The organism is Pseudidiomarina donghaiensis, from assembly GCF_900116895.1.
Taxonomy (GTDB): Bacteria; Pseudomonadota; Gammaproteobacteria; order Enterobacterales; family Alteromonadaceae; genus Pseudidiomarina; species Pseudidiomarina donghaiensis.
This window is the reverse complement of sequence record NZ_FPCF01000006.1, coordinates 136,208-159,176: the sequence shown is the minus strand read 5'-3', so window position 1 is coordinate 159,176 and position 22,969 is coordinate 136,208. Positions and strand designations below refer to the sequence as shown.

Below are 22,969 nucleotides of genomic sequence, written 5' to 3'. Positions count from 1 at the left end.
CGGTCCCTATCTGCCGTGGGCGTTTGAGAGTTGAGAGGGGTTGCTCCTAGTACGAGAGGACCGGAGTGAACGAACCTCTGGTGTTCGGGTTGTCATGCCAATGGCACTGCCCGGTAGCTACGTTCGGAATCGATAACCGCTGAAAGCATCTAAGCGGGAAGCGAGCCTCAAGATAAGCTCTCACTGACATGTAATTGTCCTGAAGGGTTGTTGGAGACTACAACGTTGATAGGCGGGGTGTGGAAGCGTAGTAATGCGTTGAGCTAACCCGTACTAATTGCCCGTGAGGCTTAACCATACAACACCGAAAGTGTTTAGGGCTGTATGCCAAAAGACACAAGTTCGAGCTTTTATTAAAATGGATGCTACGTCAGACGTAGCCCGGCGTTACACGCCGGGGAGCGATGCTCCAATCATGTAGAGTGGTCATCATTACCTTATACAGAATACAATCAGCCTTCATATTGTTTAACAGTTTATGCCTGGCGGCCATAGCGAAGTGGAACCACCTGATCCATTCCGAACTCAGCAGTGAAACGCTTCAGCGCCGATGGTAGTGTGGGAGTTCCCATGTGAGAGTAGGACACCGCCAGGCTTTAATTACGACGAGACCCCGAGCTAACGCTCGGGGTTTTTTCGTTTTGGGAAAGCCAAAAGCGTGATTCGTCCGCTGCGCTGCTCGCTAATATCCAATATCTAATATCGCCTTCGCTTTTAATTCATTCTATTTTTTCGAGCTTAATCATCTAAACTACTCGATATTACTAATTCAAAACTCCGCTAAAATGATCAAAGTCACAACTAACGAGCAGCGAACATGATCAAGAACACAACAGCAAGCTACGGCTGGCTAGCCATAGCAATTCACTGGCTTAGTGTACTACTCGTTATCGGGTTGTTTGCACTTGGCTATTGGATGCTAACGCTAAGCTATTATGACCCGTGGTATCGATTAGGGCCATGGTGGCATAAGTCCATCGGCATTAGCTTATTATTGCTTACCCTTGTGCGCTCAGCGTGGAAGTTCTACACCGTTTCTCCTAAGCCTTTAGGCGCGAGTTGGGAGCAAAAAGGTGCTCGGTGGGGACATGGAATTATTTACGCATTGTTATTTGTGACCATGATTAGTGGTTACTTAATTTCAACGGCGGACGGCCGGGGGATCTCGGTATTTGATTGGTTTGAAGTACCAGCGCTCATTACCGGGATACCCAATCAAGAAGACATTGCCGGTGAGGTTCACTGGTACACCGCTTTAGCGCTAGTTATCGCTGCTGCTGGGCACGCGTTAGCAGCGCTTAAACATCATTTTATAAACCGCGACGCCACTTTGAAACGTATGTTGGTTAGCAAACCAAATCACGATTAACGATATAACTTAGGAGATTTACCATGAAAAAATTAGCTTTAGCAACATTGATCACCGCGTCAGTATTGGGCGCAAGCCAGGCACAAGCTGCTGATTATGTTATTGATACAGATGGTGCGCACGCATTCGTACAATTCAAAATTAGCCACTTAGGTTATAGCTGGTTACTTGGTCAGTTTAATGACTTCGAAGGCACATTTAGCTATGACGAAGCCAACCCAAGTGCAGCGAAAGTCAATGTCACTATTGATGTTGCCAGCCTTGATAGTAACCACGCCGAGCGTGACAAGCATTTGCGTAGCGGCGATTTTTTTGATGTCGAAAAATACCCGCAAGCCAAGTTCGTTTCAACCAGCTATGCCCCAAATGGCGACGGCACCGGCGTACTCAAAGGTAACTTTACCTTGCACGGTACCACTAAAGAAATCGCCATTGATGTGAAGGAAATTGGCGCAGGACAAGACCCTTGGGGTGGATTCCGTCGCGGCTTTGAAGGCGCAGTGACGTTAACGCCGGCCGAGTTTGGTATGGACTATGACTTAGGCCCAGCTTCTGAAACGGTAGAAATTTTCCTATCTATCGAAGGTATTCGTCAGTAAGCCATCGGTTACCTGAATAAACAATGCGGGCTAGCTAAGCCCGCATTGCTTCACGGTAACACTGCAATGCGTTGGCGGTATCGCCAAGTGCATCGTAAGTCACCGCTAAATCTAACCACACCCGTTGTGAAGGCGCTAGTTCAGCAGCGCGGCGCAAAGCACGTTGAGCTAATGCGTAGTCTTTCGTGGTCAATGCCATTTGGCCAATGGCTTGTAGCAAAAATGCATCGTCGGGCTTTTTCTTCAAGCCGTCTTGCACAATGTCACGCAATTCAGGGCCGGCAACTAACAAATTATTCTGCAACAAGTCAGCAATATCGAGCTCGCCTCGCTTCAGTGCGCGTGCTGCAACTTTGTCAGCGGCTTTGGTGTGATCAAATGTGACCAAAGCACGTAAGTATGCCCGGCGAATAATCGCATCACGGCGCTCATCGCGGCGCAGACTTTGCCAGTAGTCTTGCAGTTTTGTGGCACCTTGGCGCCCTGCCGCTAACATCAAGGCGTAATAAGTTTCTTCCTCAATCGCTGCATACTGGGTGTCGCTAAATAGCTTCAACTCGCGTGCAACTGGTAATAAGCCGACTAAATCATCATAACGATGTAACCGTTGATACCCCATAATGGCTGCACGAATAAGCTCAGGATGTCGTGGGTAATCGCGCAGAAGGGCTTTTAAGTCGGTTAAACGTGACGAGATGCTGTCTGGATTGTCGCGTAACGCATAGAGCATTTCAGAGACGGCTAAGTCCGCGGTTTTACCACTATGAGTTAGCCATTCTCGCGCTTGTTTAAGGTCGCCAATGTGCTGCGCCGAATACGCCGCGAGTAGGGCATCGTTTGGCTGCTTGCGGAGCTGCCAAGCGCGATTTGCAGCACGCGAACTGCCTGCATAATCACCGTCATTCAATGCGACTAGAGCCTCGTGAAAGGCCGTTTCAGCTTTTTGTTGGCGGCGCTCACCAAACCAGCGCATGCCCCATTTGGTGCCGCGCACAAGGCGTGCGATAAAGGCAAAAACCACACGCAGAACGAGTATGGCAATAACCAGTAGAATAAGTGCTGCGACAACGCTGGTTTCAACGGTCCATTGGCCTATAGATAACAGAACGTAGCCAGTATTGCCCGACCACAATGGCCCCACCAATAAGCCAACGACCAGCAGTACAACAATAACGAGTGCGGTTTTCATACCATTAACCCCCTACGTTTTGTTGGCGAACAAGACGTTCCAGCTGGTTTGTTGCTTCTAACTGGGTTGGGTAATCGGGGCGCAGCGTTACTTGCGATAGCTCGGTAAGTTGCTTCACAACATCAGTAATGCTGGTATCTGTAATTTGCCCTTCAAGTACTTGCAATTGGTTGATCGCTTCTTCGAGCGTGGTTTCGAAAAGCGTTTGCTCACCTTGCATAGCGGCTTGTTGGGCCAACTGTAGTTGTAGCAAAAGGCGTTGTTGCACCACGTCAAAGTAAGCGTCAGCAATCAAGGGCTCAACGGGCGTGTCACGACGCTGTACTCGAACAAACTGCTGCAACAAGGTATTGGCGCTGCGCTTTAAGTTGGCTAACCAAGTGTCGTCTGCGGTTGGAGCCTGTTCCTTATCCGTCATGGCCAGTTGTTGATACCACGTACTGCGGCTAATGCGGTCACGCAGTGCACCTAAAGTTAAACTCACGTCAGTCACTTGCGCTTCTGGCAGTTGCTCAAGGGCAGCTATATCATTGGCTAACGCTTGGCGCGCCGCCATATGTGCTGGGTTATTCAAGGCGACCAAGTGTGATTGGGCCAACCGCAAGAATGCTAAACTTGCTTGTGGGTCTTGTTCTATCCACAGTTTGGTTGCGGCTCGGCCAGTCAGTTCGTGGGCTTCAAAAATGCGCCAATTTGACTCTTGCGACATATCTAGGTTGGCTAGCTCAGCTTGCACTGACTCTACCGCCAACCGATAGTCGGCAAGTTGTGATTGTTGTGCTTGCAACTGTTGACGCAGCTGCTGCTCTTGTGCGCTTAGCGCCTGTTCAAGCTGCTCATTAACTTGGCCCGACGTACTTTCAAGCGCTTGTTGTAATTGTTCCAATTCTGCTTGAGTTGCGGTTTGCTCGTTACGCAAGTTTTCCAGCGCTTGTTGATGCTGCGTATGCATAGGTACTAAATGACGGTAGCCAAACCAACCAGCGGCAGCAATGACAAGCAGAAGAATGAGTACCACCAACCAGGGCACTAGGCTGCTAGAGCGCGACTTAGTTGCGGTAGCAGATACTGGTGACTTGGTCGCCGTGTCGTCGTGATCAGCAACCGGCGTTGATGATTCTTGTTGTTCTAATTCGTTAGACGTGGACTCACTCATAAATCTTCCTTTTTTATTAACCTTTGCCAAGCATCGGCAAGCGCAAATGGCGTGGCGCTATCGGCAATAACAACTCGTTGCCGCATGGCAACCGGTAACAGCTTCGCAAGTCGCTCGCTAGCAAGCACCCAATAACACTGTGATAGCCAATGTAGCGCGTGCTGTGGTAACGCCGCAAGAAAATAACCCAACTGTTCAGCACTGCTAACCACAATGCCGTGAACCTGCTGCTGCCACTGTTCAATAGTCGACAGATCAACCTTGCTTGGCACGCGCTGGTAAACCTCTAAATAAGTTACTTGTGCGCCGCGTGCACGTAGGGTGTCGGCGACCAGCTCACGGCCACCGCGACCGCGAACCAGCAACCACTGTTGGCCTGCAACCTGTTGTAGCTCAGGTAACTGCAACAAGGCGTCGCTGTTGTGTATGCGCCATGGGCAGGTCACGGGCCGCTGCACAACGCGGGCTATGGCCTGGGCACTAGTTGGCCCCACCGCAAACCAACGCGCTATTGGCATGGCGTACTCTGGCGCCCAAGCCTGAGCTTGTTGCGCAAAGTAATTGGCAGCATTCACGCTAACCATTAAACCGCCGTGCCAAGTTTGCGACAAAATATTCCGTAAACTGTGATTGGGGTCGTCATAGCAACCAATGCTGACCATACTGTGTACCAAACAGTCCGCTTGAACGCCCGCCGCGGCGGCGCGTTGCTGCAGCATGGCGACTAACGAACCCGCTTGGTCTTCTGGGCGCAACAGCAGCAATTGATGCATCATGACTGCAAGTCATTCTCCGCATACACGTCTTTTAAAATTTTGCCGGCGCCGCGGGCGAGTAAGTACTCAGCGAGCTCAGTACCTAAAGCTTCCGCGTGGTCACGGTGCCCTTTAATGTCGCCTTCAACAATTTCGCTGCCGTCAGGGCGCCCAACTAAGCCGCGCAAATGAATTTGGTCGCCGTGCAACTCAGCGTAGGCACCAATGGGAACTTGGCAGCCGCCTTGCAAACGTCGATTCATAGCGCGCTCGGCAAGTACACAACTGCGCGTATCGGCGCAGGTTAACGGCGCTAGTAGTGCCTTTGTGGCTTTGTCGTCGCTGCGGCATTCAATGCCAAGTACGCCTTGACCATTTGCTGGCAGACACAAGTCCGCCGGAATACGTTGTTTAATGCGATCGGTTAGCTCCAGGCGAATCAGCCCAGAAGCCGCCAAAATAATGGCATCAAACTGGCCTTCGTCGAGTTTGCGCAAACGGGTTTGCACGTTACCGCGCAAATCATGCACCACTAAGTGCGGGAAGTTTGCCAAAATTTGGCATTTGCGGCGTAGGCTGCAGGTACCGACAATAGCCCCTTCCGGCAACTCTGATAATTGTGCGTAGTTATTGGACACAAAGGCGTCACGTGGGTCTTCGCGTTCGCAAATTCCGAACAGCTCTAGACCTTCTGGAAACTCAACCGGCAAGTCTTTCATTGAGTGCACAGCTAAATCAGCTTTGCCTTCTAACATGGCTACTTCGAGTTCTTTAACGAACAAGCCTTTACCGCCAATTTTGGCCAGTGGCGTGTCCAAAATAACATCGCCTTTGGTGCTCATCGGCAGTAACTCAACCGAAAGGTCGCTGTGCAACTGCTCTAAGCGGGCTTTAATATGTTCAGCTTGCCACATGGCGAGTAGGCTTTTACGGGTGGCAATCGTCAGTGTTTTACTCATGTACAGGGCCTATGAATCCGCAGGTGATAAAGAAATAGGGGTTTCGGCTTGCTTGCTTGCGGCTTCGCTTAGCAAACTCCATAGCTCACTGCCGGTGCGGTTATCAATCCACTGGCCATCGCGCCACTCAAAATGATGCCCATTAAACTTGGTAGCTACCCAGAGCTGGTGCAACGGCGGCTGCTTGTTGATCACCATTTTGGTGTTGTTTGGAAAGGTTAATTCCAAAATGTCGCCACCTGACTCACAATCAATGTCAACGCCGCAGGCTTCGACTGCTTCTTCAATGGCTAATATGGTTGATTCAGCTAATTCGTGGTATTCGTGCTCTTGCATGTCAACTCCTGATAATGACATTTGCGCGTCTCAATGCGATGATAGACACAACAACAATTTTAACCGTAATAATTAGGTACAGTTTACCGATGTTTAACTTGAAAGTAATGCGTCTGATCATTGTAGCAGGAACGCTCGGTTTTATCGCCGCGTGTGGACAAAAAGGGCCGTTAGAATTACCTCCTCCACCCGAGCAGAATCAACCCGCTGAGCAGGCTGAACAGGCATGAGTTTTGATTATGTAAATGGCATTTTGCATGCCGATCAATGCAACCTGAATGAGCTTAGCGATACCTACGGCACGCCTTTGTACGTGTATTCGCAAACTTTGATCACCGCCAACTGGCAAGGTTTCGCGGCGCATTGGCCTGCACCGCACAAGCTGTGCTACGCGGTAAAAGCCAACAGTAACTTGGCGGTTTTGAATTTATTGGCCCGTTTAGGCGCCGGGTTTGACATTGTTTCCGGCGGGGAGCTGGCGCGGGTGCTTGCGGCGGGTGGTAAAGCTAAAGACGTGGTGTTCTCTGGGGTAGCCAAAAGCCAAGAAGAAATGGCTTATGCCCTTGAGCAAGGTATTTATTGTTTTAATGTCGAGTCGGCCGCTGAACTTGAGCGTTTGAACCAGGTTGCCAACGCGCATGGCGTTATGGCTCCGGTATCGCTGCGGGTAAACCCAGATGTTGATGCGCAAACCCACCCGTACATTTCAACTGGGCTAAAAGCCAATAAATTTGGTATTGCGATGCAAGATGCGCGAGCCGTCGCTAAGCGCGCAATGGCACTGCCAAACATAAAATTACAAGGGCTCGATTGCCATATCGGCTCGCAAATTTTAACGCTAGAACCCTTTCTAGATGCCGCTGATATTATGCTAAACCTGATTCATGAACTTCGTGAAGAAGGTATTAAAATTACCCACCTAGATATGGGGGGCGGCATGGGCATTCCATACCAGCAAGAGCTTGCGCCAGATGTAAGTGTTTACTTACAAGCGCTTTTAGAGCGGGCGGAAAACATGGGTAACTTAACCATGCTACTGGAGCCAGGCCGTGCCATTGTTGGTAACGCGGGCACGCTAATCACCACGGTAGAGTACTTAAAGTCGGGCGAAGACAAAAACTTTGTGTTGGTTGATGCCGCAATGAATGACCTTATGCGCCCTGCTCTGTACCAAGCGTATCATGACATTATTCCAGTGCGTCAGCATGATGCCGACAAGGCTATTGTTGATGTGGTGGGGCCGGTATGCGAGACCGGTGACTTTTTGGGGCATGCGCGACATTTATCGGCGCAAGAAGGTGATAGATTGGCAGTGATGAACGCTGGCGCCTATGGTTTTACCATGAGCTCAAATTACAACACGCGCCCTCGTGCTGCGGAAGTGATGGTGAATGGGGGGCAAGTTCAAATCATACGTGAGCGTGAACGGCTAGAAGACTTATGGAAAGGTGAACACCTGTTGGAGACGCCTGAATGAATTTTGCCAAAATGCATGGGCTCGGCAATGACTTCATGGTGATTGACGGGGTAACCCAGAATATTTATGTGAACCCTGAGCAAATACGACACTGGGCCGATCGCCACCGTGGCATTGGCTTCGACCAACTATTGTTAGTTGAGCCGCCCTATGACCCCGACTTAGACTTTCATTATCGAATTTTTAATGCCGATGGCAGCGAAGTGTCGCAATGCGGTAACGGTGCACGCTGCTTCGCTTTGTTTGTGAAACTAAAAGGCCTGAGCAATCGCAATCATCTGCGGGTGAGCACCAAAGCTGGCAAAATGGTCTTGCACCATGAGCGCGATGGGCGTATTACGGTTGAAATAGGGCAGCCGCAGTTTAACCCTAGCGACGTGCCTTTTAAGGCCAACAAAGAAGAGCTGACCTATATTCTGCGCGAGCAAGACCAAACTATTTTGTGTGGGGTCATGGGCATTGGCAACCCGCATTGTGTGATTGAAGTGGACAATATCGACACCGCACCGGTAGCTTCCTTAGGGCAAGCGATTGCAACACATGAGCGCTTCCCTGAGGGTGTTAATGTCGGCTTTATGCAAGTGATTGATCGCCAGCATGTGAAGCTACGAGTTTATGAGCGCGGCGTGGGTGAAACCCAAGCTTGTGGAAGCGGTGCCTGTGCTGCTGCAGTAATTGGCATGCGCCAAGGTAAGCTCGATGAACAGGTCACCGTTGAATTACCGGGTGGGCAACTGAGTATTCGCTGGCAACCAGGCCAGCAAGTGCGTATGACAGGCCCTGCTGAGCATGTATATGATGGATACCTAAAATTATGACGACGGACGTTAAAGCAATACCGAACCCTGTGGTTGATGACACGCTGATAGCGCAGTATTTGGCCGAGAACCCAGACTTTTTTGAGCATCATCCGCAGCTACTTAAGCAACTGAGTTTGCGCCATCAAGAGCGCGGCGCGGTGTCGCTCGTTGAGCGTCAGCAGCAAGTATTGCGCCAACGCATTATGCAGCTTGAAGAAGAAATTACCGACTTGATGGTCACTGCACGGCGCAACGAAGAGCTATTTCGTGCGTACAGCGATTTGTATGTGGCATTGCTTGCTTGCACCCATTTGGCTGAAGTGATGGATGCACTGCAAGAAACGTTTTCAACGCAACTGAATATGCCAGCGTTGTCATTGAAGTTTTTTGATAGCCCAATTGAGTTGGACGAGCAGTTTACCTTTGCGGCCGACACGCACAAGAAACTATTGAGCAAGCGTTTTCAGTCGGCCAATGTGTACTTGGGCCGGTTAACCGAAGACGAAAAGAAATTACTCTTCCCCAATGAGCCAATTGCTTCAGTGGCACTGATTTTATTGGGCGACAAAGGCGAATTGGGTATGTTGGCCATAGGCAACCATGACGCTGGGCATTTTGAACCGGCAATGGACACCCTCTTAGTGCGTCAGCTACAAGCCTTACTCACCAAGATTTTGCCGCCATTGCTTGCTCATCAGGCAAGTTACCAGGCACAGAGCGATGACGCTTGATGCGCTAAGGCAATGCTTTCTTGATCACCTAGCCGGCGAGCGAGGGCTCGCCGAGCACACTTTACGCAGTTATGGCGCTATTTTAGCGGACGACCTGGTCGAGCTATCAAGCAGCCAAGTGACAGAACCGAAACAGCTTACATTACCGGTGCTCGAACGCTTATTTATTAGCTGGCGCCGGCGTGGCTTGGGCGATGCGTCGCTGGCATTGCGTTTAGCCGCATGGCGTACCTTTTGTAACTATTTAATGCGCGACCAGTGGTTGCTCGACAACCCAGCCGCACAACTTAAAGCTCCGCGCGCCGCCAAACGACTTCCGAAAAACCTTGATGTGGATAGCATTAGTCAACTGTTGCAGTTGCCCCAAGATGATCCGCTCGCCATACGTGATGCAGCAATGATGGAATTGCTGTATGGCAGTGGTTTGCGTTTGGCAGAATTAGTCGCTTTAGACATCGATGCCATTCATAGCCGTCACCGCGAGCTACGTGTGCTGGGTAAAGGCAATAAAACGCGCATTGTGCCCTATGGCCGTTGCGCTGCCGAAGCACTGGAGCGTTGGTTACCCGTGCGCGCGCAGTGGCTTGGGAGCAAACTAGACGAAGTGGCATTATTCATATCCCAACGCCAACAGCGTATTAACCCACGTACCGTGCAAGTACGCTTGAACTTTTGGGGGCAGCAACAAGGGCTCAAAGGCAACTTACACCCTCATAAACTGCGTCACTCGTTTGCTTCGCATATGTTAGAATCGAGCGGTGATTTACGCGCAGTGCAAGAGCTACTTGGGCATGCTAACTTGAGTACCACACAGGTATATACCCACTTAGACTTTCAGCATCTTGCCAAGGTTTATGATGGCGCCCATCCGCGCGCCAGAAAGAAAAAATAAAGGCTTAACATGCAGTTTTATCGACGCCTCATGCCGGTTCAAGCGCTAAGCTTTGATCTTGACGACACCCTTTATGACAACGTGCCCGTTATGCTGCGAGCCGAGCAGGCGGTGCGCGATTTTGTCGTGCGAGAATTTCCCCAAACCGCAACCTGGCAGGCTGCTGACTGGTCGGCACACCGCATGGCGCTTATGCGCCGTGAGCCCGATTTGGCAAGTAACATGACGCAATTGCGCTTACGAGCACTGACCGCTGGTTTGCAATCATTCGGTATTGGCGACGACGAGGCTCGTGCTGGCGCCGAGGCGGCCTTTGCCCACTTTATGGCGCATCGTAATGCAGTTGATATAGCGCCTGCGGTACATGGGCACCTTGCAGCGCTTGCTGAGCGTTATCCGTTGTACGCACTAAGTAATGGCAACGTGAATGTCGACGCTATTGGCCTGGGTGCTTATTTTCAAGGGGTATTGCAGCCTTCCGATAGCCTTCGCGGCAAGCCATTTGCGGACATGTTTCAAGCTGCGGCAGCCATGCAACCACAGCTAGCCCCCTATAATTGGTTGCATGTGGGTGATAGCCCAAGCGCTGATATACTTGGGGCGCACCGAGTTGGCTGGCAAAGCGCTTGGTTTACTGGCGGTTTGGGGCGTGCTGAGCACTTACACATATTGCCGACATTGGCCTATCACGACTTAGCGAAACTCACACAGTTTCTATTAAAAATGGCATGATAACTGGTTGCATATACAGTACTCAGCCACTACACTGCAATTTTGAATTTTTGGTGACTTTCCATGCATGAGCATCCTTTACTCGCCCCATTGAATGACAAACAGCGCGAAGCCGTTGGTGCTGATGAGCGCCATATGTTGGTGCTTGCTGGCGCTGGCAGTGGCAAAACACGGGTGCTGGTGCATCGTATTGCGTGGCTTATTCAAGAGCGCGGTTTGTCACCGCATAGCATTATGGCGGTAACTTTTACCAACAAAGCCGCGGCTGAAATGCGTGGGCGCGTTGAGCAGCTGTTAGGTAGTTCGGTGCGGGCCATGTGGATGGGCACCTTTCACGGATTGGCCCACCGTTTATTACGCGCGCATTATATGGATGTTGGATTGCCGCAGAACTTTCAAATTCTTGATAGTGACGACCAACAGCGCTTGATTAAGCGCACCATTAAAAGTCTAAACCTAGATGAAAAGCGTTGGCCACCTAAGCAAGCACAGTGGTTTATTAATGCCAAAAAAGATGAAGGCCTGCGGCCGCATCACTTAGACGGCTACGACATTAATGAGCGCACATTCAAAGAAATATATGACGCCTACCAAGTTGCCTGTGATCGCGCTGGGCTTGTTGATTTTGCTGAGTTGCTATTGCGAGCACAAGAGCTGCTGCGCGAGAATCGTCACGTCCGTGAGCATTACCAACGCCGTTTTCGGCATATTTTGGTGGACGAGTTTCAAGACACCAACACCATTCAATATGCATGGATTAAACTGCTCTCCGGTGTGGGGCAAGAAACCGAACACAATAATTATGTGACCATTGTGGGCGATGACGACCAATCTATTTATGGCTGGCGCGGTGCAAAAGTTGAGAATATTCATCAGTTTTTGCGCGACTTCCCGAATGTGCTGACCATTCGCTTAGAGCAGAATTACCGTTCTACCAATAATATTTTGACCGCAGCCAATGAAGTTATTGCCAACAATGACGGGCGCTTAGGCAAAGAGCTCTGGACAGAAGGTGCTTCTGGCGAGCCAATTGATCTTTACGCAGCGTTCAATGAAATGGACGAAGCGCGGTATATTGCCGGGCGCATTGAACAATGGAACGAACATGGTAATGCGCTACAAGATGTCGCCATTTTATATCGTAGTAACGCGCAATCACGAGTGCTCGAAGAAGCGTTGCTGCATGCGCGAATTCCTTATCGTATTTATGGCGGTTTGCGCTTCTTTGATCGCCAAGAAGTGAAAGACGCACTGGGCTATTTGCGCTTACTAGCGAGTCGCAATGACGACGCTGCACTTGAGCGCGTGATCAACACCCCCACACGCGGCATCGGTGACCGCACCCTAGATATTATTCGCAGTGGCGCGCGCGAACGCGGCTTACCCATGTGGGAGGCAGCGAAGCAGTTAGTGCACGAAAAAGTGTTGTCAGGTCGGGCCGGCAACGCGGTCAAAGCTTTTTTAGATTTAATTGACCAGCTTGAAGATGAAACCGCCGACTACCCACTTGGGCGCCAAGCTGACACCGTGATAAAAAGCTCTGGTTTAATGGCCATGTATGAATCAGAAAAAGGCGAGAAAGCTGAAACACGGGTAGAAAACTTAAAAGAGCTGGTAAACGCCTGTGACAACTTCAATACCTTAGATGATGTGATTGAAGATGATATGACACCGTTAAATGCCTTCTTGGCCCATGCTGCGCTTGAGTCTGGCGAAGAGCAAGCCGATGCGCACCAAGACGCGGTGCAACTGATGACCTTGCACAGTGCCAAGGGCCTCGAGTTTCCATTGGTGTTTATGGTGGGCGTAGAAGAAGGTTTATTCCCATCACAAATGTCGTTGGGGGAAAGTGGCCGCTTAGAAGAAGAGCGCCGCTTGTGTTATGTCGGTATGACGCGCGCTATGCAAAAGTTAGTGATTACCTATGCCGAGCAGCGCCGTATTTATGGCCAAGAACGTATTAACCGCATCAGCCGTTTTGTGGGGGAAATGCCGCCCGAAATGCTCAACCATGTGCGTTTGCAAGCCACAACCAAACACCATTCGCCGGCATTAGGGCGTTTTCATAGTGGCGCTAGCCATCAAGCCTTTGAAGAAACCGGCTACAGCTTGGGGCAACGTGTGCGCCACACTAAATTTGGCGAAGGCACGGTGTTGAACTACGAAGGCACTGGCCCACAAAGTCGTATACAAATTAATTTCGACGATGTGGGTAGCAAATGGTTGGTGGTTGCTTACGCGCGCTTAGAACGCTGCTGAAATAGCAGCGTGTCGACGCTGTAAATAGCTAACGCAAGCCAGATAATACCGAAGGTCACTAACTTATCCGTGGCTAACGGTTCGCCATAAACCCACACCGCCAGAATGAACATGATGGACGGCCCAATGTATTGGAAAAAACCAAGTGTTGAATAACGAATACGTTGGGCGGCGGCGGTGAAACACAACAGCGGAGCGGTGGTGACGACGCCAGCGGCAATGAGCAGGGTATTAATCTGCCAAGTGTTCTGGGTCATATCTGCGGCACTTGAGCTAGCAAAAAGTACCATGTAAATCAGCACTGCCGGCAATAAAATCAAGGTTTCTAGCCATAAGCCAGTCATTGAATCAATTGGCAAGCGTTTACGAATCGCACCATAAATAGCGAAGCTGCACGCGAGTGCCAATGCCACCCATGGCACCGAGCCAAACGATATCACCTGAATAAGCACCCCAGTTACGGCAAGTGCAATCGCAACTAGCTGCATATTGCGCATTCGCTCACCAAAGAACGCCATGCCAATCGCCACATTCAACAGCGGGTTGATGTAATAACCCAAGCTGGCGTCAAGAATATGGTCGTTATTAATGGCCCAGATAAACAAAAACCAGTTACCGCCAAGTAAGCAGGTGGCTAATGCTAAGCGCAACATTTGCTTTTTGTTCTGCAGTACGGGTTTTAAACGGCCACCACGACCTAATACCAGAATAAGTGCTAGCACCAGAATAAATGACCAAATAATTCGGTGGCTGAGTATTTCGAGCGCCGGGACAGACTCAAGCCACTTAAAATACACAGGTGCAATGCCCCACATAGTGTAAGCAGCGATCGCAAAAAACACTCCTTGGCGACTACGGGCAGCGTCATCGGTCATGAATATTACATCTCACAGTTGAATTGTACGAAAAAACAGCAGCCACCAGCAGAATATCACGGATTTACCATCATGTAGGTGGAGCTTCGCAAGCGGGATGCATACAATAGGGTTTTCCATAGCTTGCCGTCAATTGGAGACGCTATTTTGTCTGACTCTACGCTGTCACAACTTCTTGCCGATGTATTTGGCTATACCGCGTTTCGCGAAGGCCAATTACAGGTCATTGAAGCCGTGCAGCAAGGGCATGACGCGTTAGTGTTAATGCCCACAGGGGGAGGCAAGTCACTGTGTTACCAACTACCGGCGCTAGCTGGAAATGGCTTAACGGTGGTTATTTCCCCGCTGATCAGCCTGATGCAAGATCAAGTGGAAGCTTTGCAAACTATGGGGGTGGCCGCGGCGGCGCTGAATAACAGTTTAACGCCAGAGCAAAATACCACGGTGATGCAACAGCTACATAATAACGAGATTCGGTTGTTGTATGTTAGCCCCGAACGCGCCATGCAAAGCTTTTTTATGCGCCAACTGCAACAATGGCAAGTTAACCTAGTGGCCATTGACGAAGCGCATTGTATATCGCAATGGGGTCACGATTTCCGTCCAGAGTATGGGCAGCTTGGGCAATTGCGAGAAAGTCTGCCTAACGTCCCTTTTATGGCGCTAACCGCAACCGCAGATGCAGCAACCGAGTCGGATATCATTTCGCGCCTGCATTTGCATCAACCGATTGTTTATAAAGGCTCGTTTGATCGCCCCAATATTCGTTACGTGGTGGAAGAAAAGTACAAGCCTTATAAACAGGTGACCGACTATATTAAAAAACAACGCGGAGCCTCGGGTATTGTCTACTGTGGTAGTCGCAAAAAAGTTGAAGAGCTTGCCGAAAAGCTACAGCGCGAGGGGTTAAGGGCCGCGGGTTATCATGCCGGAATGGAGCATGAACAGCGCGAATTTGTGTTACGCGGCTTTGTGCGCGATGACATTGACGTGGTGGTGGCAACGGTCGCTTTTGGCATGGGTATTAACAAGCCGAACGTGCGCTTTGTGGTGCATTTTGACGTACCGCGCAGTGTTGAGGGCTATTACCAAGAAACCGGCCGCGCAGGGCGCGATGGCCTGCCCGCTGAAGCCGTGTTGCTGTATGACCCTTCAGATGCTGGTTGGATTCAAAGCATTATTTTACAAAACCCAGACGACGAACGCCGGCGTATTGAGCAGCACAAATTTGCAGCCATGCAGTCCATGTGCGAAGCACAAACTTGTCGCCGTTTGGTACTGCTCAATTACTTTAGCGAATACCGCGACAAACCCTGCGGTAACTGCGATATCTGTTTAGACCCGCCGCGTCAATATGACGGCACGGTAGACGCACAAAAAGTACTGTCTTGTGTTTATCGCGTTGGGCAAAGGTTTGGTGTTAACCACGTGATTGATGTTTTGCGAGGCAGCAAATCACAGCGCCTTATGGAGCTGGGTCACGATAAACTATCAACTTATGCACTGGGTGCTGAGCATAGTCACGAATATTGGCTTGGTGTGGTGCGTCAGCTCATTCACCGCGGTTTGTTAATTCAAAATGTGCAGCAATATGGCATTTTGCAGCTAACCGAAGCCGCGCGCCCCGTGTTGCGCGGTGACATTGCCCTGCAACTAGCAGAGCCGCGCATTAACTTGGTGGTTAGTAAACCCCGCGTGGCAGACCGTGGAGACTACGACAAGGTGTTATTCCGTCGCTTGCGGGCCTTACGAAAAACGATTGCCGATGCCGAAGAAGTGCCGCCATTTGTGGTATTTAACGACACCTCGCTGGTTGAAATGTCGATTAACTACCCGATAGACGAAACCGCAATGCTCGCCATTACCGGGGTTGGGCAAAAGAAACTAGAACGCTATGGCCACGAGTTTATCGCAGCCATTAGTGCTTATTTAGATGCCGATGACGAACCGGTTAGCCGTTTTTAACGAGATTTAACGCGCTAAGCCGCTGGCGCGAAATAAAAATGCCAAAGCTCAAGCACCACCGGCACAATAGATAGCACTAAAATAAGCGCCATGGTGATATTAAACACCCGCTGCATAATGGGGTTGGTTAGCAACTTGCGCAGTAACGAGCCAAATACCAACCAAACCCCAACGCACGGAAATGCCATTAAGAAGAACGCTAAGCTAATAGCCAATACTTCAAAAAACGGCGACCCTTGCACTGTGGTGAATGCCGCAACAGCCCCTGTCGCCATAACCCACGCTTTCGCATTCACCCATTGAAACAACGCCGCTTGCCAAAAGGTGAAGGGCTTTTTCTCGCCGCGCTTAATAGCTTGTGGCTCGGCCGTGCCAATGTGCCAAGCTAGCCACAGCAAATACAGCACCCCAAGCACTTTAATCAGCTGGTGCAAGTTGGGGTAACGATCAAAAATCACCCCAAAACCAAGCCCCACCAACAGCACCATGACAGGAAACCCAAAACAGATACCGAAAAAATGTGGCAAGCTGTTCTTAATGCCGTAGTTCATGCCCGAGGACATGATCATGACGTTGTTGGGCCCAGGGGTGATGGTGGTCGAGAAAGCAAAAAATAGAACCGCAATAAAAATCTCAAGCATGACAAGGCCGTTATTCGTTGTTCGAGCGCTACGCTTTTCGTCCGCTACGCTTTTCGTTGAAGATACAACACTATAAATCAATGACAGTCTATACTCCATTAACGAATAACGAACAGTGAACGAAGTGAACGCACGAACAGCGTAGCGTACGAACAACGAGGTGTTTATGTTGGCAATGACTTTGGCTTTAATGATGGCTGGTGATGCTCCGGCTTATGCAAAATTGGAGATCACCGAATGGCAAGTGCCGTGGGAGAATTCGCGGCCGCGTGACCCCTACGTGGCAGCGCCTGATGAAGTGTGGTTTGTTGGGCAGCGATCTGACTACGCGGCAGTGTTGAACCCAGAAACGGGCGAGTTCGAGCGCATTGATTTGCCCAAAGGTGCGGGGCCGCACAACATTATTGTTGACGATCGCGGTGCTTGGTACGCCGGCAATAAAGGCGCTCATATTGGCAAAATTGACCGTGAAACCTACGAAATAACCCAATATCCGTTACCAGGCGATGGGCGCCGTGACGTGCACACCATGGAGTTTGATTTCAATGGTGATATTTTTTTCAGTGCCCAAGGGGCTAATCAAATAGGCCATATGGACGCCGAAACCTATGATATTACCCTGTGGGATGTGCCGACAAAAAATGCGCGACCCTATGGGCTTGTGGTGTTTCAAGGAAAGCCTTGGGCGACCTTGTTTGGTAGCAGTAAGTTAGTCACCTTAACCGACGATAAGAAAATTCAAGAAATTGAATTGCCACGTAAAAATGCGAACCGCCCGCGTCGAATTGGTGTCGATGCGCAAGGGCATTTCTGGTACGTTGATTATGCGGGTGGTTATTTAGGGCGATGGAACCCTGCTACTGAGGAGATAAATGAGTGGCCGATGCCGGCTGGGGTACGTTCAATGCCCTATGCCATGGCGATTGATCATCGCGGCTATGTTTGGGCCGCTGAAACCGGCGTGCAGCCGAATCGGATTGTTGGCTTTGACTCGGTTAGCGAAACCTTTACTAAGCCATTTGAGGTTGAAAGCGGCGGCGGTACTATTCGACATATGGTGTTTGATCCACAGTCGCAAGCATTATGGTTTGGTACCGACGCAAATACGATTGGGCGCGCAACCATTCGCTATTATTAATGCGACCGGCAGGCACTTCAGTGCATAAACACAAGGACACGGCAATTATATGACCACGGAAAATTATTGGCGAGTCATTCGGCTGGCTGAATTTGAACGGCCTGATGCGCCGGCCAGTACTCGCTTGCAGCAATTTTTGCAGCACATTCGTAGCTTATTTCCGAAAAGTGAAGAGGTGGATGAAGACGAGCCAAAAGACGATTTTCCGGGTTACCGCGAGTTTGATGTAGCGCCTGCGGTGGTAGCGTTAGATGAAGCCTGGCAAGAGTGGCTAGACGACAGCGAGCCCGGTGTGAAGTTTTTGATTAGCCCGCCTTTTAGCGGAACGGCCAACATCGCCCGAGCTTGGGCCAAACAGCATGATTGGCAGCAACTACAAGCGCCGCAAACTGAGCTGCTAAGCGGCGTGCAAGTGGACGACTGGTGGCAGCCCCAAGCTTCTGAGCATTGGTTGATAGATAGTTTGTCCGATTACTGGCAACGCCACACCAACGGCTTGTCCTTTGTCAGAACGCTGTTGCCGAAGTTAATCAGGGGCGAGTTAGGTCAAGGGGTGGTGGTGTGTGATAGCTGGAGCTTTGCATTTTTACAGCGTGCGTGGCCAGCAAGTTTGCCAAATGTGTATTGTTTTGCCGCAGCCGAAGAAAAGCTGCTGAAACAAGTCGGCATACATACCACTCCGAAAAAGCTAAAAGCGCTTGCGGCACGATCGTTCGGCAACGTAGGTCTTGCGCTTGCGTTGTGGGCCGTGGAGCGTAATGCGGAGCACAGCTTGCCAAGTATTCCCAGTGACTGCGGTGACGAGACCGCTTTTGTGCTGTATGCATTACTGTTGCATAACGGTTTACCCGGGCAGCAGTTGCAACGCGTATTACCCACCCTGGCGGCCGATCAGCTCGATGTGCAATTGCTCCAACTGCAGCAAGCGCGACTCATTGAATGCAAGAGCGAGCATTGGCGAATTACTGTCTACGGCTACCTAGCGGTGCGTGATTTTTTAAAAAGTCGCGGCTATTTCGTTGACGCGTTTTAACGGAGGCATCAGCAATGGAAACAGAAAAAATCATCGGCTTATTTAAAACGGTCACTAGTGATGCCGTTATTGAAATAGCGCTTGTTATCGCGTTTTCAGTCGCAATTATTTGGTTAAGTCAGCGGGTATTACCCTGGCTTGCTGAGCATCTGCACGGCACACAGAGGCTGTTTGTATTAGCGCTTATTCCAACCACGCGCGTTATTGTATTTATACTGGCGACCATTTGGATTGTGCCCATGGTAATTGAAACCACGGTACAAAACATGATTGCCATATTAGGCGCTGCTGGCTTAGCCATTGGCTTTGCCATGAAAGATTATGTCAGTAGTTTAATCGCCGGCATTGTGGCGGTTTACGAGCTACCCTATCGCCCCGGAGATTGGATTGAAGTGGATGGCACCTACGGCGAAGTAAAGCACATAGGTATGCGCGCGGTAGAAATGGTGACACCCGACGATACCGTGGTGTTTGTGCCGCATTTAAAGCTGTGGAGTCATCTTATTCATAACGCCAACAATGGTGGACCAAGCCTCATGGTGGTCACGGACTTTTATCTGAGCGCCGACCATGATGCTCATAAAGTAAAGCAATTGCTTGAAGACGTGGCACTAACCAGCCCATATGTGCAGCTGAAGCAGCCGATTGTGGTGATCATTAAAGAAGAGCCATGGGGTACGCATTATCGGCTAAAAGCTTACCCCATAGACCCACGTCAGCAATTTCAATTTATGACGGACTTAACCGCGCGCGGCAAAGTGTGCCTGCGCGCCATCGATGTTAAGTTTGCGAACCTGTCACCAGAGCACGCTGTTCCGGTAACCCCATAGCTAATACATACGGCGCGTGCGCTTGCTGGCGCGCCGTGAACTCAGCCTTGCTATTTAAGCCCTGCCAGTTCATTTCTATGAGCGCCTGTGCCACCGCGCCACCAAGCCCAGCGCCTGGGCCCAGCAGAATAATATGGTCGGGAACAAGCTCTTTGACCGCCGTTTGTATGGCTTTGGTGAAGTCATAGGTTTGGGTTACTTGGTGCCCTAGCGTGTATTGCTGCAAGGCTGATTTATCGACAATGTGCGGTGACCAAATGTGACCTCGGCCATCAATTAAAGGCACCTGCGGCGCTCGAAATGCAGCCGCAGGCCATAACTCAAGGGCTTGTTCAGAGGCTTGGCTCATAAAATGTGTGTGAAATGCCGCATGGCCGGGCAGTATCATTGGGAACCGGTCGTCTACACGCGGTAATGCTCTCACTGCTGCAGTACAAGCTTCTTCAGAACCGGCTAGTACCGCATAGCCACCGTAGCGAATCGACATTTTCAGTTCTTTAGGAAAACGCTCCAGTTGCTGATTCACAGCGTCGATATAACCTTGGTGTGGTCGCCAATCAGCGTCCACAATGGGGTAAATAAACTGAGCACCATCGCCGCCAGCGGTCAGTTGCGCCATATTGGTCACCAACTTGGTGCTGGTTTCAATGTCCCAACAAGCAGCGCTAGCCATGGCCGTATACCAACCCATCGAGTTACCGGTGATGCCGACAACATCAAAGCGCGACGCGTCAATGGCTAAGTAATCCAGGTACCCGCCGGCATATATTAATGCGGCAGCGTTCTCAGGTTTTTGATGGAGCGATGTTTTAAACAGCGGCGCCTGATCAAGCTCCGATACCGTTGGTAGCCTGAGTTGGTTGCGAACGTCGTCAATTTTATGCATAACATCGGCTAAAGTTGGCTTATTATCGCCGATTTTCTGTGATGTTTGAGCCGAAACTGAGCCCCCAATTGATCCCAGTTCTGGTTTGTTGTAAGTGCCGCGCCCAGGGCAAACAACCAGGGCGGTTTTACGTTCTACGGCCATTAGTTTGCCTCCAGTAAACGCTGCGCCTGCGCAATAATCTGTTCAGTTGATGGCAATACGCTATAAGCGGCCTTGCCAAGCGGAATGAAGCTATCTTCGGCGTTTAGGCGTGAAACCGTAAACAGCCCTGGCTTAGTTTCATGTAGTGCTGTGAATAACTCCTCGCTAAGCGAACCACGGCGTCGACATTCGTCCACAATAAGCACTTTTTTACAGCCGCCCAGTGCATCAATAATTTTATCCACATGCAGCGGCACTAGGCAGCGTAAATCAAGAACGCGTACTTTGTGGCCTTGCTTCGCCAGCTTGGCTTCTGCCTGGCGGCTTAAATAATAGCCATTACCGTACGAAATAATGGCCAAATCTTCACCCTTGCCATGTATGGAAGGTTCGCCAAGTGTCGGCGTCGGTTCTTGTGGATCTGGATATTCGCTTAACCAGCCACCGTCACCTTCTTGGTGCAAGTCGCGGGTCATATACAGTGCAATAGGCTCAAGCATCACCACCACGCGCTGCTCGCGAGCAGCTAACTCAACCGCTTGACGCATGAGTAGCGCGCCATCGCGACCATTCGATGGGCACAATAATACAATGCCTGGAATATCACGAAACACGGCAAATGAGTTATCGTTGTGGAAGTGACCGCCAAACCCACGCTGATAGGCAAGCCCAGCTATACGAATAACCATCGGGTTGGTGTATTGGCCATTGGAGAAAAATGACAAGGTTGCGGCTTCGCCGCGTATTTGATCTTCTGCGTTATGCACATAGGCCAAAAATTGAATTTCTGGCATGGCAATAAAGCCTTGCTGAGCCATGCCAATAGCTAGCCCCAGAATACTTTGCTCATCGAGCACGGTATTCAACACGCGGTTCGGGCCAAAAGCTTCCATCAGGTGCTGCGTAACGTGGTACACACCGCCTTTTTTGGCAATATCTTCGCCACACATAACAATGTTTTGATGTTGCGCCATCAGGTCATGCAGCGCCAAGTTAATCAGCTTGGCCAAATGTTGAGGCTTGCCGGCGTTATGCTTGTCCCATTTGAATAAGTTGGTGCGTTGTTCACCGTCAACAGGTTTCGGCAGTTGGCCTTGACGAGCCGGTGGCACAATAGATGCCATCACCTGTTCAGCGCTTTCTAATTTCGGCTGCTGCGATGCCTGTGTGGCAATGCGTGCTATACGCTGTTGCTGCTGTTGTACGTAATCAATTAATTGCTGGTGGTCGAATAACCCCCGGCTTATTAACGCAGCACAGCTATGTAGTAGCGGATCACGCTCGCTATCAAGGGCAATTTCCTGCTTGCTACGATACGCCACTTCGGCGTCAGCACCGGCATGACCAAACAAGCGCACAGTACGTAAATGAAGTACCGCGGGCTTACGTTTTTGACGCACGTAGTCAGCCGCTTCGCGCGCTACCAGATAGGTCTCGGCTAAGTTACTGCCATCGGCAAAAAAATACTTTAACGAAGGGCGTTGGCTTAATTGTTGTTGAATCCAGCCTTTTGGCGTATGGGTGGAAATACCCAAGCCGTTGTCTTCGCAGACTAACAACAGAGGCATTGGAATTTGCTGATACGCTGCCCAACTGGCCGAATTTATCGCGCCCAGTGCCGTAGAGTGGTTGGCTGAAGCGTCACCAAAGCTACACACAGTAATAGCGTCGTGCGGCCAGGTACCCTGGTGGTTCAAGCGTTTCGATAAGCCAATAGCAAACGCGGTGCCCATGGCCTTGGGAACATGCGAAGCAATGGTGCTGGTTTGCGGTGGTACATTTAAATGCAAGCTGCCGAGTACTTTGTGGCGCCCGCCGGCAATGGGTTCATCGGCCGAGGCGGCAAAGCTAAGCATCATGTCATACAGCGGGGTTGAGCCTGGCGCCTGTTTCGCGCGCTGAATAAAAAAAGCGCCGCTGCGATAATGCAAGAACGCCGGGTCAGTCACGCGCAAAGCCTTTGCTACTGCCGCGTTGCCCTCATGGCCTGCACTACCAATGGTGTAAAAACTTTGGCCCGCGGCCTGCATCAAACGTGACTGCAAATCAAGTAGGCGGCTGTGTAACTGCGACTCGAATAAATCGAATAAATCAGCGTCGCTTAATACACCACCGGCAGCATGTGCCGGCGGTAAACGACGGTCGTCAATACGCTGGATAAACTCGCCCAGCCACGGGTGCATTGCTGCAGCCATAGGGAAAC

At 50.5% G+C, this 22,969-nt stretch carries 22 protein-coding genes and 2 rRNA genes; 15 read left to right on the top strand and 9 right to left on the bottom strand.

The features are described from left to right. The 4 genes from BM334_RS10635 to BM334_RS10620 form a co-directional block, all read left to right on the top strand. Positions 1-298: ribosomal RNA gene (locus tag BM334_RS10635) — 23S ribosomal RNA — on the top strand; the annotation flags it as partial. 183 nt (positions 299-481) lie between these two features. Then, a 5S ribosomal RNA gene (gene rrf, locus BM334_RS10630) occupies positions 482-595 on the top strand. 222 nt (positions 596-817) lie between these two features. Next, positions 818-1,369 (top strand): cytochrome b, encoded by a 552-nt coding sequence (locus BM334_RS10625; RefSeq protein ID WP_092841556.1) that lies wholly within the window; start codon positions 818-820, stop codon positions 1,367-1,369. 23 nt (positions 1,370-1,392) lie between these two features. Next, positions 1,393-1,968 (top strand): YceI family protein, encoded by a 576-nt coding sequence (locus BM334_RS10620; protein ID WP_092841555.1) that lies wholly within the window; start codon positions 1,393-1,395, stop codon positions 1,966-1,968. A gap of 34 nt (positions 1,969-2,002) precedes the next feature. Here BM334_RS10620 and BM334_RS10615 read toward each other — a convergent pair whose 3' ends face one another. From BM334_RS10615 to cyaY, 5 genes are read right to left on the bottom strand one after another with little or no spacing between them, the layout of a single operon-like run. Then, on the bottom strand, positions 2,003-3,157 hold the full coding sequence (locus tag BM334_RS10615) for a heme biosynthesis HemY N-terminal domain-containing protein (RefSeq protein WP_092841553.1): 1,155 nt from the start codon (positions 3,155-3,157) through the stop codon (positions 2,003-2,005). Positions 3,158-3,161: 4 nt separating this feature from the next. Next, a complete protein-coding gene (locus BM334_RS10610; protein ID WP_092841551.1) occupies positions 3,162-4,313 on the bottom strand; it encodes a uroporphyrinogen-III C-methyltransferase in 1,152 nt (383 codons plus the stop codon). After that, positions 4,310-5,089 (bottom strand): uroporphyrinogen-III synthase, encoded by a 780-nt coding sequence (locus BM334_RS10605; RefSeq protein ID WP_092841549.1) that lies wholly within the window; start codon positions 5,087-5,089, stop codon positions 4,310-4,312. Before BM334_RS10605 ends, BM334_RS10610 begins: the two co-directional genes overlap by 4 nt. Continuing rightward, positions 5,086-6,027, bottom strand: a complete 942-nt coding sequence (hemC, locus tag BM334_RS10600; protein WP_092841547.1) for a hydroxymethylbilane synthase — start codon at positions 6,025-6,027, stop codon at positions 5,086-5,088. Before hemC ends, BM334_RS10605 begins: the two co-directional genes overlap by 4 nt. Positions 6,028-6,036: 9 nt before the next feature. Next, entirely contained in the window at positions 6,037-6,363 is a 327-nt protein-coding gene (gene cyaY, locus BM334_RS10595; protein WP_055439121.1) for an iron donor protein CyaY, read from the bottom strand. A 14-nt stretch (positions 6,364-6,377) separates the two neighbouring features. Between cyaY and lptM the strand changes: the two genes are divergently transcribed. From lptM to uvrD, 7 genes are all read left to right on the top strand, one after another. Beyond that, positions 6,378-6,593 carry an LPS translocon maturation chaperone LptM gene (lptM, locus tag BM334_RS12975; RefSeq protein WP_082432493.1) on the top strand — a complete coding sequence of 72 codons (216 nt, stop codon included), beginning with the start codon at positions 6,378-6,380 and terminating at the stop codon, positions 6,591-6,593. After that, complete coding sequence (lysA, locus tag BM334_RS10585) at positions 6,590-7,840, top strand: diaminopimelate decarboxylase (protein ID WP_092841545.1); 1,251 nt, start codon at positions 6,590-6,592, stop codon at positions 7,838-7,840. The genes lptM and lysA overlap by 4 nt, the downstream gene beginning before the upstream one ends. Further along, on the top strand, positions 7,837-8,658 hold the full coding sequence (dapF, locus tag BM334_RS10580; protein WP_092841542.1) for a diaminopimelate epimerase: 822 nt from the start codon (positions 7,837-7,839) through the stop codon (positions 8,656-8,658). The genes lysA and dapF overlap by 4 nt, the downstream gene beginning before the upstream one ends. Next, positions 8,655-9,371 (top strand): DUF484 family protein, encoded by a 717-nt coding sequence (locus BM334_RS10575; protein ID WP_092841540.1) that lies wholly within the window; start codon positions 8,655-8,657, stop codon positions 9,369-9,371. Before dapF ends, BM334_RS10575 begins: the two co-directional genes overlap by 4 nt. Continuing rightward, complete coding sequence (locus tag BM334_RS10570; RefSeq protein ID WP_092841538.1) at positions 9,361-10,263, top strand: tyrosine recombinase XerC; 903 nt, start codon at positions 9,361-9,363, stop codon at positions 10,261-10,263. Before BM334_RS10575 ends, BM334_RS10570 begins: the two co-directional genes overlap by 11 nt. 9 nt (positions 10,264-10,272) lie before the next feature. Then, positions 10,273-10,995 (top strand): HAD-IA family hydrolase, encoded by a 723-nt coding sequence (locus BM334_RS10565; RefSeq protein WP_092841536.1) that lies wholly within the window; start codon positions 10,273-10,275, stop codon positions 10,993-10,995. A gap of 63 nt (positions 10,996-11,058) precedes the next feature. Then, positions 11,059-13,254, top strand: coding sequence for a DNA helicase II (gene uvrD, locus BM334_RS10560; protein ID WP_055439115.1), 2,196 nt, complete (start codon positions 11,059-11,061; stop codon positions 13,252-13,254). On the opposite strand, the gene rarD is transcribed toward uvrD, so the two are convergent. Beyond that, positions 13,230-14,129, bottom strand: a complete 900-nt coding sequence (gene rarD / locus BM334_RS10555) for an EamA family transporter RarD (RefSeq protein ID WP_092841534.1) — start codon at positions 14,127-14,129, stop codon at positions 13,230-13,232. The two genes, uvrD and rarD, sit on opposite strands and share 25 nt — an antisense overlap. A gap of 147 nt (positions 14,130-14,276) precedes the next feature. On the opposite strand from rarD, the gene recQ reads away from it, so the two are divergent. Beyond that, positions 14,277-16,094, top strand: a complete 1,818-nt coding sequence (gene recQ / locus BM334_RS10550) for a DNA helicase RecQ (RefSeq protein WP_241970921.1) — start codon at positions 14,277-14,279, stop codon at positions 16,092-16,094. Between the two features lie 14 nt (positions 16,095-16,108). Here recQ and BM334_RS10545 read toward each other — a convergent pair whose 3' ends face one another. After that, a complete protein-coding gene (locus BM334_RS10545) occupies positions 16,109-16,735 on the bottom strand; it encodes a LysE family translocator (protein WP_092841530.1) in 627 nt (208 codons plus the stop codon). Between the two features lie 166 nt (positions 16,736-16,901). Here BM334_RS10545 and BM334_RS10540 point away from each other — a divergent pair, with 166 nt between their 5' ends. From BM334_RS10540 to BM334_RS10530, 3 genes are read left to right on the top strand one after another with little or no spacing between them, the layout of a single operon-like run. Further along, the gene (locus tag BM334_RS10540; RefSeq protein WP_177215085.1) at positions 16,902-17,873 is read left to right on the top strand and encodes a Vgb family protein; all 972 of its coding nucleotides are present in this window, start codon (positions 16,902-16,904) and stop codon (positions 17,871-17,873) included. A 49-nt stretch (positions 17,874-17,922) separates the two neighbouring features. Continuing rightward, positions 17,923-18,906 carry a hypothetical protein gene (locus BM334_RS10535; RefSeq protein WP_092841526.1) on the top strand — a complete coding sequence of 328 codons (984 nt, stop codon included), beginning with the start codon at positions 17,923-17,925 and terminating at the stop codon, positions 18,904-18,906. A gap of 14 nt (positions 18,907-18,920) precedes the next feature. Beyond that, on the top strand, positions 18,921-19,736 hold the full coding sequence (locus BM334_RS10530; RefSeq protein ID WP_092841524.1) for a mechanosensitive ion channel family protein: 816 nt from the start codon (positions 18,921-18,923) through the stop codon (positions 19,734-19,736). Here BM334_RS10530 and BM334_RS10525 read toward each other — a convergent pair. Both BM334_RS10525 and BM334_RS10520 read right to left on the bottom strand, forming a co-directional pair. Beyond that, a complete protein-coding gene (locus BM334_RS10525; RefSeq protein ID WP_092841521.1) occupies positions 19,687-20,766 on the bottom strand; it encodes a malonyl CoA-ACP transacylase in 1,080 nt (359 codons plus the stop codon). The genes BM334_RS10530 and BM334_RS10525 overlap by 50 nt on opposite strands. Then, complete coding sequence (locus BM334_RS10520) at positions 20,766-22,961, bottom strand: thiamine pyrophosphate-dependent enzyme (RefSeq protein WP_092841519.1); 2,196 nt, start codon at positions 22,959-22,961, stop codon at positions 20,766-20,768. Before BM334_RS10520 ends, BM334_RS10525 begins: the two co-directional genes overlap by 1 nt. Between the last annotated feature and the right edge of the window lie 8 nt (positions 22,962-22,969).